The organism is Rathayibacter sp. AY1B8 (assembly GCF_002932775.1).
In the GTDB taxonomy this organism is placed as follows: Bacteria; Actinomycetota; Actinomycetes; order Actinomycetales; family Microbacteriaceae; genus Rathayibacter.
The window spans coordinates 25,639-40,657 of record NZ_PSWJ01000029.1 but is presented as its reverse complement, the minus strand read 5'-3'; the positions used below and the strand labels follow the sequence as shown (position 1 = coordinate 40,657).

Genomic DNA, 15,019 nt, shown 5'->3' with positions numbered 1-15,019 from the left:
CGGCGAGCTTCCGCGAGGCGGTCGCCGACGTCCTGCTCACGAAGGCGCTCGCCGCCTGCCGCGACCGGGGCGTGCCGCGCCTCCTGCTCGGGGGCGGCGGCGTACCCCTCGGCGCCCGCCTACTCCTCCGCGCCCGGCCACCCCGCCGCCTACGCGGCCGCACCGGCGCCCGTCGTCCCGCGCACGCTGAGCCTCGTCGGGATGATCCTCGGCATCGTCGGCCTGGTCATCACGCTCTTCGCCGCCGGCTTCGGCTTCCTGCTGTCGGCTCCGGCCGTCGTGCTCGGATTCCTCGGACGCCGGCGCGAGCCGGCCGCACGCGGCTTCGCGCTGACCGCGATCATCACCGGGTTCGCCGGCATCGCCGTCTCGCTGATCTACCTGGCGGTCTTCCTCGTCTTCGTCGTGGTCGCCCTCGCCGCCGGCACCTCCGGCTACTGAGCCGGCGCGGGCCGCTCGACGCGCTCCGCGAGCAGCGCGCGGTGGCGCCCGGCGATCCGCGTCAGGATCAGCACCGCGCTGCCGGTGCCGGAGAGGCCCAGCCGCTTGCGGAAGCGGGCGGGGTCGACGTCCACCCCGCGCTTCTTGATCTCGAGCACGCCGATGCCGCGGGTGCGCAGCTCCTTCGCCAGCGTGCGCTCGTCCAGCGGCAGCTCGGCGAGGACCCGGAAGCTGCGGAGGAAGGGCGAGGCAGCCGCATCGTCGCCCGTCAGATAGGCGATGCCGGGCGAGAGCATCCGCGAGCCGCTGGAGCGCGCGAGCTCGCCCAGGAGGCGCGCGCGGATCGCGGAGCCGTCCGGCTCGTGCACGAACGCGCCGAGGGGGCCGACCTCCTCGTCCTCGCTGTCGCCCGCCGCGGTGAGCTCGGAGGAGCCGGTCGCGCCGAGCAGCAGAGCGGAGCGGCGCACGCCCGTGCGCGCCAGAGAACCGAACCAGAGCCCGGTCTCGACCAGCTCCCCGTCGACCGAGACCCACTGCGCCTCGGCGTCCCGCGGCAGGCGCTCGCGGTCGAAGCCGGGACCCACCTTCACGCCCACGGGACGATGCTCGGCCAGGCCGAACGCGAAGTCGAGCGAGGGGGAGTAGTCGTCCGGATCGTCGAGCCGGCGGGTCTCGCGGTGGCCCGCCGTGCGGCGTGCCGGGTCCAGGTAGACGGCGTCGAAGCCGTCGAGGTCGAAGGCCTCGGCCGTCGAGTGCACGGCGCTCGCCGCGGGGAACGGGGCGAGGTTGAAGCTGGCCAGGGTCGCGGTGACCTCGTCGGCCTCGACGGCGGTGACCGCCAGGTCGATCGCGGCCATCGCGAGGGCGTCGCCGCCGATCCCGCTGCCGAGGTCGGCGACGCGCGCCGCTCCCGCCGCGGCGAACCGGCCGGCGTGCAGGGCGGCGACGCGCAGCCGCGTCGCCTGCTCGAGTCCCGCGTCCGTGAAGAGCATCGAGCGGGCGAACTCTCCGAACTTCGCCTCCGCCTTCTGCCGGAGCCTCGCCTGGGTGAGCACCGCGGCGACGAGGACGGGGGAGTGGCCGGCGGCCCGGAGGCGTGCCACGGCCCGCACCAGGTCGTCGGACCGGTAGCCGTCGAGGGAGTCGAGGAGCCGGAGGCCCTCGGGGGAGAGGAGCTCGACCAGCTCGTCGCGTCGCATCCGGCCATGGTAGGCCACGGCTTCCCGGCGGGTCCGCCGCCCCGCTTGGCACTCTGATTGCACGAGTGCCAGCGGAGCCCCTACGATGGATCTAGCACTCTCGGAGCGTGTGTGCCAGAACCGCGTTCCGCCCACATCGTCGTCAAGAAAGAGGTCAACCGTGTCGGTGTCCATCAAGCCGCTCGAAGATCGCATCGTCATCAAGCAGGTCGAGGCGGAGCAGGTGACCGCTTCCGGTCTCGTCATCCCCGATACCGCCAAGGAGAAGCCGCAGGAGGGCGAGGTCGTCGCCGTCGGACCCGGTCGCATCGACGACAACGGCAACCGCGTGCCGCTCGACGTCGCCGTCGGCGACAAGGTGATCTACTCCAAGTACGGCGGAACCGAGGTCAAGTTCGGTGGCGAGGACCTGCTGGTCCTCTCCGCTCGCGACGTCCTCGCGGTCGTCGTCCGCTAGGCAGCATCCCTCGGAAGGGCCCGTCGACCTCGGTCGGCGGGCCCTTCCGTCGTTCCCGGTCCTCCTCGCGGCCAGTGGCCTGATCCGCCCGCTACGGGGCCGTCTCCCCACCCCGCGGCTGCGTAGCATCGGGGGAGTGACCAGCTCCCGCACCCCTGCCGAGTCCGTCTCGCCGTCCCCTTCGGACGTGCCCGTCGGCGAAGGAGTGGAGGCGCTCGGAGCGGCGGGACGCCCGGGCGGGATGTCCGGCACGGGGCTGCTGTTCGCGTTCTCGGCCTACCTGCTCTGGGGTGCGATGCCCCTCTACTTCATCGCGATGGCGCCGGCCTCGCCGTTCGAGATCGTCGCGTTCCGAGTGCTCTTCTCGCTCGTCTTCTGCGTGATCCTGCTCACGGTCCTCCGCGGCTGGCGCTCCTTCGGCGCGCTGCTGCGCCGCCCCCGCCTGCTCGGCGTGATGGCGATCGCGGGCGTGCTCATCTACGTCAACTGGCAGGTCTACGTGATCGCCACGACCACGGGCCACGTCATCGAGGCGGCCCTGGGCTACTTCATGAACCCGCTGGTCACGGTGCTGCTGGGCGTCCTGGTGCTGCGCGAGCGCCTCCGGCCACTGCAGTGGGCCGCGATGGGCGTCAGCGCGGTCGCGGTGCTGGTCATCGCGGTGGGCTACGGATCCTTCCCGTGGATCTCGCTCGCCCTCGCCTTCTCGTTCGGCCTCTACGGCCTGGTGAAGAGCCGCGTCGGCGGCACGGTGGACGCGGTCGGCGGACTGACGCTCGAGACGCTCTGGCTGACGCCGCTCGCCGTCGTGCAGCTGGCGGTCGTCGGCTCCACGGTGGGGCTGACCCTGACGACGGAGGGGACGGGGCACGCCCTCATCCTCGCCTCGGCCGGCATCGTCACGGCCGTCCCGCTGCTCCTGTTCGCGGGCGCCGCGCGCCGGCTCCCGCTGTCGATCGTCGGCTTCGTGCAGTACCTGACGCCGTTCCTGCAGTTCCTCGTCGGGGCCTTCGTCCTGCACGAGGAGATGCCGCTCGAGCGCTGGATCGGCTTCGCGCTGGTGTGGGCCGCCCTGGCGATCTTCTCAGGCGACCTCGTCGCCGCGGAGCGCAGACGGCGCCGATCCTCCGTCTGATCTGCGGAACGCGTCGTCCTGGCGCGGCGCGACAGCGGAATGGTAACGATCCGGTCGCGAAACGTATTGGTAACACCCCTGTATTGTTCACGGCTGCTTCGGAGGTTAGGTTGGCCGAGCGGTTGCCACCGGCGCCGCTCCCACTGACACACACCTCTCAAGGAGCAACATGGGCGTTTACGCGAAGGCCGGCTCGGCCCGCGCGCGGTCCCTCCGGGCAACCCTCGGCGGCGTCGCCATTCTGGGCGCCAGCGCTCTCGTCCTCGCCGGCTGCGCCGGCGGCGGCGACAGCGGATCGAGCGGCGACAGCGGCTCGGGCGACCTGTCCCTCAAGATCGGCACGATCCTCCCGCAGACCGGCACCCTCGCCGTCCTCGGCCCGCCCGAGATCGCGGGCGTCGACCAGGCGGTCGTCGACATCAACGACGCCAAGGCCGGCATCACGATCGACGTGGAGCAGAAGGACTCGGGCGACACCACGACCGACATCGCGACGCAGTCGGCCACGTCCCTCATCGCCGACAACGTCTCCGCCATCATCGGCGCGGCGTCCTCGGGCGTCTCGAAGACCTTCATCGACCAGGTGACCCAGGCGGGCGTCGTCCAGATCTCGCCGGCCAACACCTCGCCGGACTTCACGACCTACGACGACGACGGCTACTACTGGCGCACCGCTCCCTCGGACGTGCTCCAGGGCCGCATCCTCGGCAACAAGATCCTCGGCGACGGCAAGACCAACGTCTCGATCCTGTACATGAACGACGCGTACGGCACCGGCCTCGAGAAGAACATCAAGGAGACCCTCGAGGCGGGCGGAGCATCCGTCGCGGCCGAGGAGATCTTCGAGCCGGCCTCGACCGACTTCAACTCGGCGCTGACCTCGGTCCTCGCCCCGAACCCCGACGCGCTGGTCGTCATCTCGTTCGACGAGATCAAGACCATCGCGGAGCAGCTCTCGGCCAAGGGCTTCGACTTCTCGAAGCTCTACGGCACGGACGGCAACTACGGCGTCATCGGCGAGTCCGACACCAACGTCGACATCGCCGGCGCGCAGTTCACCAACCCGGGCGTCCAGGCGTCCGAGGACTTCCAGGGCAAGCTGCAGTCGCTCGTCGAGTCGCAGGGCAACGACGCGCTGACCGTGTTCAGCTATGCGCCGGAGTCGTACGACGCCACGGTCCTGACCGCTCTCGCCGCGCTCCAGGGCAAGGCGACGGACGGTGCGACCATCCGCGACAACCTCATGTCGGTCTCGGAGGGCGGCACCAAGTGCACGACCTTCGCCGACTGCGCGAAGCTCATCGCCGACGGCGAGGACGTCGACTACGACGGCCTCTCCGGCCCGATCTCGTTCGACGAGAACGGCGACACCAGCGAGGCCTCGGTCTCGATCTACAAGTACGGCACGGGCAACACCACCTCCTTCGAGGAGACCGTCGAGGGTTCGCTGAACTGACGACGCGGTGACGCGGCTCCTGCCGCATCCCTGAGGGGCTCGGTCTTCGGACCGGGCCCCTTCGCCGTTCCCGGAGGGCAGAGGCGGAGACGCGCCGGTCGCGCGGACGCAGCGAGGCGCGGCGGTCGTCCGCGCGGGCGTCCGCTGTCGGGTGCGGGCGGACGGCTGCGCGGCGTCCAGGGCCTGGCGTCGCGTCGAGGAGACACCCGGGAGGAGGAGCGGCTCGGACGGCCTGTGAACGCCTCCGAGCGCCTCTCCCGGCCTCGAGGGGCGCCCTGCCGGACCGCGGGCGGGAGCGACGACGTCGAGCGGGAACGCAGAAGCGCGCGCCCTCCCGAGGGAGGACGCGCGCTCGTGGAGTGCGGAGGACCTAGGAGGCGCGGAGCAGCTCCGCCTCCTGCGCCAGGCGGTACGTGACGAAGGAACGGCTGTAGTTGCGGCGCTTGCCGCCGGTGGTCTCGGCGATGACGACCTGGGCGTAGACGCCGACGACGCGCCAGCGCTCGTAGTCGCCGATCGCACCGGTGCCGAAGCCGGCTCCGAGTTCCACAGGGGCGGGGGTGTAGCTCTTCATGGTCGGCTCCTTCGAGGCGGACGACGCGGCGCTCGAGGCGCTGCGGGGAGGGGAGGAGATCGGCGACCGATCGCGGTCCCTACCGGGGGAGAGGGGAGCGGGACGTCCCCCTGCAGGGCTGTCCCGTGTCCCCAAAACTACGGCAGGCAGGGCGATATCCTGTCCCCCTCGTGGGGGTCGCTGGTGCGGAGAGACTCTCGCTGTCCTGCCCTCGTCCCGCGGACAGGAGACCGAGTGTCCAGACCGTCGTTCCGCCGACTTGCCGGGGGTTCGGCGGGCATCGCGGAGAGACCGGTGAAGGCCTGTCCGCGCCGGGAGAGCGGCCCCCCCCGCCTCCCTTCTGCGGCACCCCGTGCCGGCGCGTCTCCGGGCACCGAGCCGCCTGCCTTCCCGACCTGCTCCGAGTGGTCTCCGAGCGGCACGGCGCCCTGGGCGAGCGGCCCCGCCTCCGCCCCGGAGCCGCACCGGCCCCTCGGCCCGCTCGCGCCCGCTCCGCGCCCCGGCAACGACGAAGGGCCCGCCGTCCGGAGACGACGGGCCCTTCGCAGCGGGGGTCAGCCGCCGACGGTCGGGGTGCTCGTGGTGACCTCGTTGGTCGTGGCGAGCGTGCCCAGGTAGAGCTCGATGACCTTCGGATCGTTCATCAGCTCCCGGCCCGCGCCCTCGTAGGCGTCGCGGCCCTGGTCGAGGACGTAGCCGCGGTCGCAGATCTGCAGCGCCCGCCGCGCGTTCTGCTCGACGATCATGATCGAGACGCCCGCGCGGTTGATCCGCTGCACGTTGACGAACGTCTCGTCCTGCCGCATCGGGGACAGGCCGGCGCTGGGCTCGTCGAGCAGCAGCATCGACGGGTCCATCATCAGAGCCCGCGACATCGCCACCATCTGGCGCTCACCGCCCGAGAGCGACCCCGAGCGCTGCTTGAGCCGCTTGCTGAGCTCCGGGAAGAGCTCGGTGACGAACTCGAGCCGCTCCTTGTACAGCTTCGGCTTCTGGTACATGCCCATCTCGAGGTTCTCCTCGATGGTGAGCGACGGGAAGACGTTGTTGTTCTGCGGCACGAAGCCCACGCCCTTGGACACCAGCTTGTCGGCCTTGAGGCCGGTGATGTCCTCGCCGTTCAGCAGGACGGTCCCCTGGCGGATGTTGACCAGGCCGAACATCGCCTTCAGCAGCGTCGACTTGCCTGCACCGTTCGGGCCGATGATCCCGACGAGCTCGCCGCGCTTCACGTAGACGTTCGAGCCGTTGAGGATGTTGACCCCCGGCACGTAGCCCGCGTGCAGATCGTGCGTCTCGAGGGTGTTCGGAGTCGTCGTGTCGGCGGTCATCTCTCGTCCTTCTCGAATTCGACGGCCGGGGCGTCGGTCGTCGGGGCGACGCTCGTCGGCGCGGAGGCCGACGGGGACGCCGTTCCGGCCGCCGGAGCGTCGTGGCCGGGCGTCGGGATGCCGGCCTTATCCGCCTGCCGCTCCACGTCCTCGCGGACGAGGTCGGAGTCCATCTCCTCGGCGATCTCGAGCTGGCCCTCGATCGTGCCCAGGTCGGTGTCGTGGTGCGCGCCGAGGTACGCGTCGATGACGGCCGGGTCGTTCATCACGGTCGAGGGCGGGCCCTCGGCGACGACCTTGCCCTCGGCCATCACGATCACCCAGTCGGCGATCGTGTTGACCATGTGCATGTCGTGCTCGACGAAGAGCACGGTCATGCCCTCGTCCTTCAGGTTCACGATGTGACCGAGGAGCGACTGCGTCAGCGCCGGGTTCACGCCGGCCATCGGCTCGTCGAGCATGACGAGCTCGGGCTCCGACATCAGCGCCCGCGCCATCTCGAGCAGCTTCTTCTGGCCGCCCGACAGGCTCGACGCGTAGTCGTCCCGCTTGGTGTCCAGCTTGAACTTCTCGAGCAGGCGGATCGCGCGCTGCTCGATCGAGTCCTCCTCCTTCGACCACAGCGGGCGGATGAGCGAGGTGAAGATGTTCTCGCCCTTCTGCCCCTTCGCGCCGAGCAGCATGTTCTCGAGCACTGTCATGCCGCCGAGCGCCTTGGTGAGCTGGAACGTGCGCACCATGCCCATCCGCGACACCCGGTAGGCCGGGACGTTGGCGAGGTTCTTGCCCTTGAAGTTCCACTTGCCGGTGTTGGGCTTGTCGAAGCCCGTCAGCAGGTTGAAGAACGTGGTCTTGCCGGCCCCGTTCGGGCCGATCAGGGCGGTGATGGATCCGCGGGGGATCTCGAGGTGCTCGACGTCGACCGCGGTCAGGCCGCCGAAGCGGCGGCTGACGTTGTCGGCGACGACGATGGGGTCCTTCTTCCTGACCCCGGGGACGATTGCTTCCTCGGTGATGTCCGAGACCGGCGTCTTAGGCAAAGTGCAGATCCTTCTTCTTGCCGAAGATCCCCTGGGGTCTGAAGATCACCAGGAGCATGAGGGCTACCCCCACCACGATGAACCGGATGGGTCCGGTCTGCACGGTGGTGAGGCGGATGAGGTCGTTGTTGAGGACCCCGGTGTCGATCCCGAGCGTGAGCAGTCCGTCGGTCAGACCGAGGACGACCCAGAAGATGATCGAGCCGACGACGGGTCCGAAGACCGTCGCGGCGCCGCCCAGCAGCATGATCGTGTAGAGGAAGAACGTGAGCTGGGTGCCGTAGTTGTCGGGCTGGAGCGAGCGGGGGAGGATGAACAGCGCTCCTGCGAGGCCTCCGAGCACGCCGCCCAGGATGAGCGCCTGGATCTTGTACGAGAAGACGTTCTTGCCGAGCGAGCGCACGGCGTCCTCGTCCTCGCGGATGCCCTTGATGACGCGGCCCCAGGGGCTGCGCATCAGGAGGAACACCAGGAGGCAGGCCAGGAGCACGAGGCCCCAGCCGACGATCCGCACCCACCACTGGTCCTGGCTGTAGGTGAGCACGCCGATGCCCCAGCGGCCCTCGGGCAGCGGGTTGAGGTCGTTGAACGCCTTCGCCGCGCCGTTGATGCCCTCCGAGCCGCCGGTGATCGCCGAGAACTCGGGGGTCTTGACCGAGAGCCGGATGATCTCCGCCGCCGCGATCGTGACGATCGAGAGGTAGTCGGCCCGCAGCCGCAGCGTCGGGATGCCCAGGATGAGCGCGAAGACGGTCGCCGCGACGATCGTCGCGAGGAAGGAGCCCCAGACGGGCCATTCGAACTTGACCGAGGTGATGGCGAAGGCGTAGCCGCCCACTGCCATGAAGCCGGCCTGTCCGAAGTTGAGCAGCCCCGTGAATCCGAAGTGGATGACCAGGCCGATGGTCGCCAGCGCGTACGCGGCGACAGTGGGATCGACGATCTGCCCGATCGCCAGCCAGATGAAGTTGAGGTTCATGGTGTCCTAGCCGATCCGTTCCTTGCGGCCCAGGATTCCCTGCGGCCTGACCAGGAGGATGATGATCATGAGAACGAGCGGAGCCACGTACTTGAGGTTCTCCGGGATCCAGATCGTCGAGATGTTCATCATCAGTCCGATGATGAGCGAGCCGACCAGCGCGCCGTAGGCGGAGCCGAGTCCGCCGAGCGTGATCGCCGCGAAGATCAGCAGCAGGATCGACGCTCCCGTGTCCCAGCGCAGCGACTGGTAGTAGCCGATGTAGACGCCCGCCAGCGCGGCGAGAGCGCCCGACATCACCCAGACGACGCGGATGACGCGCTCGACGTTGATGCCCGAGGCGGAGGCGAGGGCCCGGTTGTCCGAGACCGCCCGCATCGCCTTGCCGATCTTCGTCTTCGTGAGGACGTAGGCCACGGCGACGATGCAGACGACGCCGACGACGGCGCCGACGATGTCGGTGAACTTCAGGCTGATCCCGAGCTCCGGCACCGTGAAGAACGGAGCGGTGCTGTTGGGGAGCGAGAGCCGGTCGGCTCCGAAGAAGAAGACGAACACGTAGCGCAGGGCCAGCGAGAGGCCGATCGTCACGATCATCAGCGGGATGAGCTGGATGCCCTTCTTCCGCAGCGGCTTCCAGAGCAGTCCGTCCTGGACGAAGCCGAAGGCCCCGCCGAGGATCACCGCGATCGGGATGGCCAGCAGCGCCGGGAGTCCGAAGACCCCGGAGAAGAGGTACGCCATCAGCGCGCCGAAGGTGACCAGCTCGCCGTGGGCGAAGTTGTTCAGGCCGGTCACGCCGTAGATCAGCGAGGCGCCGATCGCCGCGAGGGCGATCAGGAGCCCGAAGATCAGGCCGGTGACGACCTTCGGCCAGAAGATGATCCAGAACGTGTCGGCCGACACCGGCTGGTTCACCGCATTGGACGTGCCGTCGGGGTTCGTCGCGTCGTTGCCGGTCGTGCCCTCGGTCGCGGGGCTCGTCGGAGCCGCGGAGTCCGTCGGGACCGGGACGGTCGCTCCGGAGCCCTTCGGGTTGGCCGTCGAGACGATGAAGTTCACGATCTGGTTCTGCGAGGCGACGATCTTCACCTGCTTCGGGTTCTGACCCGCGGCGGGGTAGCCCTTGTCGGCGGGCAGGGACTCCTCGTCGACGGTCACCGTGTAGGTGCCCGCGGCGTCGAGGGGGAACGTGGCCCGGCCGTCCTCGCCGGTGGTCACGGTCGCGGAGGCGTCGCCGCCGATCTCGACGGTCACCCCCGTCAGGTTCTCGTTCGTCCCCTGCACGCGGACCCAGGCGATGATCGACTGGTCGGCGGTGGTGGCGGCGAGTGCGGCAGGGGCCGCCGCGGCGATCCCGGTGAGGGTCGCGGCGAGCAGACCCAGGGCCAGGAGCCGGTCTCGGAGCCTCGGGCGTCTCCTATCCACGGGGCGCCTCCCGGTCCGTCGGATGCAGGGTCGTCGAGCGCTGGCGGCGCATCGAACGGCTGGCTGTGAGCAAGACGTCTACCTCTCGTCAGGGTGCACAGACGGATGGGGTCTCCGGGCACGCCCGAATCGCCGTCGTCAAACAACGTTGGTTGACCATACGTTCCGCATGTGTCGGCGGTGTTTCACCGTCCGCACTTACGCGTGACGACATTATGAGGGAGAGGAGAGCGCTCCAGCGCCCATCCGCGGCCCGGCGGCCGCGCCGTCGAGGAATACCGCGGGCCCTGCGGCGCTTAAGATCGAACAACCGTGGCGCTCGTGAGCGGACTCCTCCCGTCCTCTCCGGGCTCCCGCACTCGACCTGCTAAGGGGCATTGATGGACCAGCCGGATCCCTTCGGATTCCTCGGACTCACCTACGACGACGTCATGCTCCTTCCGGGGCACACCGACGTCATCCCGAGCGAGGCCGACACGGCCTCCCGTCTCACCAAGCGCATCAGCGTGGCGACCCCGCTGCTCTCCGCGGCGATGGACACCGTCACCGAGGCGCGCATGGCGATCGCGATGGCCCGCCAGGGCGGCTTCGGCGTCCTGCACCGCAACCTCTCCATCGCCGACCAGGCCGACCAGGTCGACCGGGTGAAGCGGAGCGAGTCGGGCATGGTCTCGAACCCCGTCACCACCACCCCGGACGCCACCGTCGCCCAGGTGGACGACCTCTGCGGCCAGTACCGGATCAGCGGCCTCCCCGTCGTCGACTCCACCGGCGTGCTCGTGGGCATCATCACCAACCGCGACATGCGCTTCGTCTCGCCGTTCGAGAAGGCGACCACGCTCGTCCGCGACGTGATGACCAGCACCGGCCTGATCACGGGCCGCGTCGGCATCCCCGACAGCGAGGTCATCGCCCTCTTCGCGCAGCACAAGATCGAGAAGCTGCCGCTCGTCGACGCGCAGGGCAAGCTCGCCGGCCTCATCACGGTCAAGGACTTCGACAAGTCGGAGCAGTACCCCAACGCCACGAAGGACGACGAGGGCCGCCTCCGGGTCGGCGCCGCGATCGGCTTCTTCGGCGACGCCTGGCAGCGCGCCACCGCCCTGCTCGACGCGGGAGTCGACGTGATCGTCGTCGACACCGCCAACGGCGACTCCGCCGGCGTGCTCGACATCATCCGCCGCCTGAAGTCCGACTCCGCGTTCGCCGGCGTCGACGTCATCGGCGGCAACGTCGCGACCCGCTCCGGGGCGCAGGCCCTCGTCGACGCGGGCGCCGACGCCATCAAGGTCGGCGTCGGCCCCGGCTCGATCTGCACCACCCGCGTCGTCGCCGGCGTCGGAGTCCCGCAGGTCACCGCGGTCTACGAGGCGTCCCTCGCCGCGCGCGAGTCCGGCGTGCCGGTGATCGCCGACGGCGGCCTCCAGTACTCCGGCGACATCGCCAAGGCGCTCGTCGCCGGCGCCGACACCGTGATGCTCGGCTCGCTCCTCGCGGGCTGCGAGGAGAGCCCCGGCGACCTCGTGTTCCAGAACGGCAAGCAGTTCAAGACCTACCGCGGCATGGGCTCCCTCGGCGCCCTGCAGACCCGCGGCGAGCGGACCTCCTACTCGAAGGACCGCTACTTCCAGTCCGACGTGCCCACCGACGACAAGCTGATCGCCGAGGGCATCGAGGGCCAGGTGCCCTACCGCGGCCCGCTCGCGAACGTGGCGTACCAGCTCGCCGGCGGGCTCCGCCAGTCGATGTTCTACGTCGGAGCGCGCACCATCCCCGAGCTGAAGGAGCGCGGGAAGTTCGTGCGCATCACGGCGGCCGGGCTGAAGGAGTCGCACCCGCACGATGTGCAGATGGTGGTGGAGGCGCCGAACTACCGGCGCTGAGGGGTCTGGTGGGGGCCGGCGGCGGATCGGGATCGCGGCCCCTCTGCCCGATGGGCCTGCGGCCCATACGCCCACCACGCCGGAGGGGCCGGGATCCCGATCCGCCGCCTCCATCCGGGAGACGAGCACCGATTCTCGGCTGAGGGGCGGGGGACGCAGCGCGAGCGGCGCGGGGCGCCGCCGCGACTGCGGGGGGAGGGCCTCCGCCTTTCCGCATGCGGGGGAGTGGTCGTGCCTCACCGCGTGAGCGCGACGGAGTGGGGACTGGCGTCCCGTGTCCCAGCAAGTCGTCGTCGCGGCCGCGCAGGCTTCACCTGCTGGTGGTGTGCGCCCGCTCGCGTCGATCGCGGCCTGGTGTGGAGCCCGGTGGGAGCGGAAGCAAGCGATCCGCTTTCCAGCGGATCGGCGTAGCGCGGACGCGTGACGCTCTGCGGAACGCGACCGCCCGCTCGGGCCGACCGCGGGCGAGCGGCGAGCGGAGCGAGGAGCGAGCCACGGCTGATACCGCTCAGCGGTGACCGGCGATCCGCGTGCGAGCGGATCGTCGTAGCGCGGACGCGGGACGCTCTTGGGAACGCGACCGCCCGCTCGGGCCGACCGCGGGCGAGCGACGAGCGGAGCGAGGAGCGAGCCACAGTAAACTCTGCGTCATGGAGATCGAGATCGGGCGCGCCAAGCGCGCCCGCCGCGCGTACGCCTTCGACGACATCGCCGTCGTCCCGAGCCGCCGGACGCGCGACCCCGAGGTCGTGTCGGTGAAGTGGTCGATCGACGCGTACCAGTTCGCGACGCCGATCCTCGCCGCGCCGATGGACTCGGTGGTGTCGCCGGCGACGGCGATCCGGCTCGGGCATCTGGGGGCGCTGGGCGTCCTCGACCTCGAGGGTCTGTGGACGCGGTACGAGGACCCGGAGCCGCTGCTCGAGGAGATCCGTCGGCTTCCGGCCGAGACCGCGACGCAGCGGATGCAGGAGATCTACTCCGCTCCGATCCGCCCCGAGCTGGTGACCGCGCGCCTGGCCGAGATCCGCGCCGCGGGCGTGACCGTCGCCGGGGCCCTGTCGCCCCAGCGGATCGCGGAGCTGTACCAGACCGTCGTCGACGCCGGGGTCGACGTGTTCGTCATCCGCGGCACGACCGTCTCGGCCGAGCACGTCTCGCGCGACACCGAGCCGCTGAACCTCAAGAAGTTCATCTACGAGCTCGACGTGCCCGTCATCGTCGGCGGCGCCTCCACCTACACCGCGGCCCTGCACCTCATGCGCACGGGCGCCGCGGGCGTCCTCGTCGGGTTCGGCGGCGGTGCCGCCTCCACCACCCGCACGACGCTCGGCATCCAGGCTCCGATGGCGACCGCGGTCGCCGATGTCGCCGGCGCTCGCCGCGACTACCTCGACGAGTCGGGCGGACGCTACGTGCACGTCATCGCGGACGGCGGCCTCGGCACCTCCGGCGACATCGTGAAGGCCGTCGCGGTGGGCGCGGACGCCGTGATGCTCGGCTCGGCGCTGGCCCGCGCGACCGACGCTCCCGGCGGGGGCTGGCACTGGGGCGCGGAGGCGCACCACCCGCAGCTGCCGCGCGGCCGCCGCGTCGAGGTCGGCACCGTCGGCACCCTCGAGCAGGTCCTCTACGGCCCGGCAACCGGCGCCGACGGCACGGCGAATCTCATCGGCGCCCTGCGCCGCTCGATGGCGACGACCGGCTACTCCGACCTCAAGGAGTTCCAGCGGGTCGAGGTCGTCGTCGCGCCGTACCAGCCCAGCTGACGCTCACCGACCGAGGCGATCCTGACCGTCGAGGCCGCCGCGAACAGCGGGCTCCCTCGACGGCCCGGGGGTCCCTGGACGCGGCGGACGCCGGCGCGGGTCGGCCGGACGGGCTGGCGTCGTAGGCCTCGCGCCAGCCCGGCGGACGACGCTGCGGACCCGCGCGCGCGGATCCGGTCTTCCCGGCGCTTCTCGGCGAGAAGCACGAGCTCGGGCGAGCGGCCCCCGAGGAACGCCGGGTCGGTTCGGATCGACGGTGGTCTGCGCGAGATCCGAGACGGCGAGTCCGTCGATCAGTGCGGGTGAGGGCGGACGCGCGCTCCGCGACGCCGTTCCACGTCCGGCTGCCCGGGTCCGTCGCCCCTCGACATGCACGGTCTCCGCAAGAGGCTCGACCAAGGGGCGTCCCGGACCGCCGCCGCCGCCGCCGACTCGCGGAGGACGAAGGGCGCGCTCCAGGTCGCGGCCACGGCGTCGATCCGCGCCCGCTGCCGCTCGTCCGCGGAGGCCCCCGCCCACTCGCCGGTCCGCGCGTACCGCGGCGCAGCCGCACGGACTCGTCCGACCGGCCTCACGCCCCGCCTCGATAGATCCCCACTGCACGCTTCCGCCCCCCTTTCCCTCCCTCCGCTCCTCCTGTGGAGACTCCCCCCACCCCCTGTGGACAGCGAGGGACGCAGGACCGCCGAGGCCGCCGGGAAACTGCGGGATCCCTCGACGGGTCGGGGTTCCCTCGGCAGGAGGGCTCCGCACGCGCCTAAGCTGGAAGTCCCGAGTGGGAGCGCCGCACGGCGCGGAGGGAGCACGCATGGTCGAGGTCCGCAGGGTCAAACTGCCCGGTGTCGGCGTTCTGCACACGTTCCTGACGGCCGACGGCGGCAAGGTCGGGGTCATCGCCCACCGCTCCGGCCACAGCGACCTGATCACGTTCGCCGAGGGCGACCAGGACGGCGCCAAGGTGTCGCTCCGCCTGAGCGACGACGAGGCGCACACCCTCGCCGAGCTGCTCGGCGGCACGCAGATCACGGAGTCGCTGACCGCGCTCGACCAGATCCCGGGCCTCTCGATCGACTGGTTCACCGTGGACTACGACGACCACATCGCCGGACAGCAGCTCGGCAAGCCCGCCGACCGCGGGATCGTCGGGCTGACCGTCGTCGCCGTGGTCCGGGGCGACGCCGCCAATCCGGCGCCGGCCCCCGACTTCCGCGTCTTCCCCGGCGACACCCTCGTGGTCGCCGGCAGCCCCGAGAAGGTCGCCAAGGCGTTCGCGTTCTTCCGCACCGGCAGCTTCGCCAAGACGGTCGACGCCCCGCCCGGAGCCTGA

The 15,019-nt window shown here is 70.8% G+C and carries 13 protein-coding genes; 7 read left to right on the top strand and 6 right to left on the bottom strand.

Going from position 1 to position 15,019, the window contains the following annotated elements; genetic code table 11:
- The coding region (locus C5C63_RS17300; RefSeq protein ID WP_219815307.1) for a DUF4190 domain-containing protein at positions 1-441 on the top strand (441 nt) is incomplete at its 5' end.
- Here the strand turns inward: C5C63_RS17300 and C5C63_RS14565 are convergent.
- On the bottom strand, positions 435-1,640 hold the full coding sequence (locus tag C5C63_RS14565) for an SAM-dependent methyltransferase (RefSeq protein WP_104292894.1): 1,206 nt from the start codon (positions 1,638-1,640) through the stop codon (positions 435-437). The genes C5C63_RS17300 and C5C63_RS14565 overlap by 7 nt on opposite strands.
- A 160-nt stretch (positions 1,641-1,800) precedes the next feature.
- On the opposite strand from C5C63_RS14565, the gene groES reads away from it, so the two are divergent.
- The 3 genes from groES (at position 1,801) to C5C63_RS14550 (ending at position 4,688) form a co-directional block, all read left to right on the top strand.
- On the top strand, positions 1,801-2,097 hold the full coding sequence (gene groES, locus C5C63_RS14560; protein ID WP_097167691.1) for a co-chaperone GroES: 297 nt from the start codon (positions 1,801-1,803) through the stop codon (positions 2,095-2,097).
- Between the two features lie 241 nt (positions 2,098-2,338).
- Positions 2,339-3,232, top strand: a complete 894-nt coding sequence (rarD, locus tag C5C63_RS14555) for an EamA family transporter RarD (RefSeq protein WP_104224726.1) — start codon at positions 2,339-2,341, stop codon at positions 3,230-3,232.
- 169 nt (positions 3,233-3,401) lie between these two features.
- The gene (locus C5C63_RS14550; RefSeq protein WP_104234163.1) at positions 3,402-4,688 is read left to right on the top strand and encodes an ABC transporter substrate-binding protein; all 1,287 of its coding nucleotides are present in this window, start codon (positions 3,402-3,404) and stop codon (positions 4,686-4,688) included.
- A 370-nt stretch (positions 4,689-5,058) separates the two neighbouring features.
- Here C5C63_RS14550 and C5C63_RS14545 read toward each other — a convergent pair whose 3' ends face one another.
- From C5C63_RS14545 to C5C63_RS14525, 5 genes are all read right to left on the bottom strand, one after another.
- A complete protein-coding gene (locus tag C5C63_RS14545; protein ID WP_104234164.1) occupies positions 5,059-5,262 on the bottom strand; it encodes a hypothetical protein in 204 nt (67 codons plus the stop codon).
- A gap of 554 nt (positions 5,263-5,816) precedes the next feature.
- On the bottom strand, positions 5,817-6,593 hold the full coding sequence (locus tag C5C63_RS14540) for an ABC transporter ATP-binding protein (RefSeq protein ID WP_104224729.1): 777 nt from the start codon (positions 6,591-6,593) through the stop codon (positions 5,817-5,819).
- Positions 6,590-7,633: an ABC transporter ATP-binding protein gene (locus C5C63_RS14535; protein WP_104234165.1), complete on the bottom strand. Its 1,044-nt coding sequence runs from the start codon at positions 7,631-7,633 to the stop codon at positions 6,590-6,592. Before C5C63_RS14535 ends, C5C63_RS14540 begins: the two co-directional genes overlap by 4 nt.
- Positions 7,626-8,612, bottom strand: a complete 987-nt coding sequence (locus C5C63_RS14530; RefSeq protein WP_104224731.1) for a branched-chain amino acid ABC transporter permease — start codon at positions 8,610-8,612, stop codon at positions 7,626-7,628. Before C5C63_RS14530 ends, C5C63_RS14535 begins: the two co-directional genes overlap by 8 nt.
- A gap of 6 nt (positions 8,613-8,618) precedes the next feature.
- A complete protein-coding gene (locus C5C63_RS14525) occupies positions 8,619-10,040 on the bottom strand; it encodes a branched-chain amino acid ABC transporter permease (RefSeq protein ID WP_104224732.1) in 1,422 nt (473 codons plus the stop codon).
- A 380-nt stretch (positions 10,041-10,420) separates the two neighbouring features.
- On the opposite strand from C5C63_RS14525, the gene guaB reads away from it, so the two are divergent.
- The 3 genes from guaB (at position 10,421) to C5C63_RS14510 (ending at position 15,019) form a co-directional block, all read left to right on the top strand.
- Positions 10,421-11,923 (top strand): IMP dehydrogenase, encoded by a 1,503-nt coding sequence (gene guaB, locus C5C63_RS14520; protein ID WP_104256107.1) that lies wholly within the window; start codon positions 10,421-10,423, stop codon positions 11,921-11,923.
- A gap of 650 nt (positions 11,924-12,573) precedes the next feature.
- Complete coding sequence (locus C5C63_RS14515; protein WP_104326316.1) at positions 12,574-13,692, top strand: GuaB3 family IMP dehydrogenase-related protein; 1,119 nt, start codon at positions 12,574-12,576, stop codon at positions 13,690-13,692.
- 808 nt (positions 13,693-14,500) lie between these two features.
- Positions 14,501-15,019 (top strand): cation:proton antiporter regulatory subunit, encoded by a 519-nt coding sequence (locus tag C5C63_RS14510; protein ID WP_068256939.1) that lies wholly within the window; start codon positions 14,501-14,503, stop codon positions 15,017-15,019.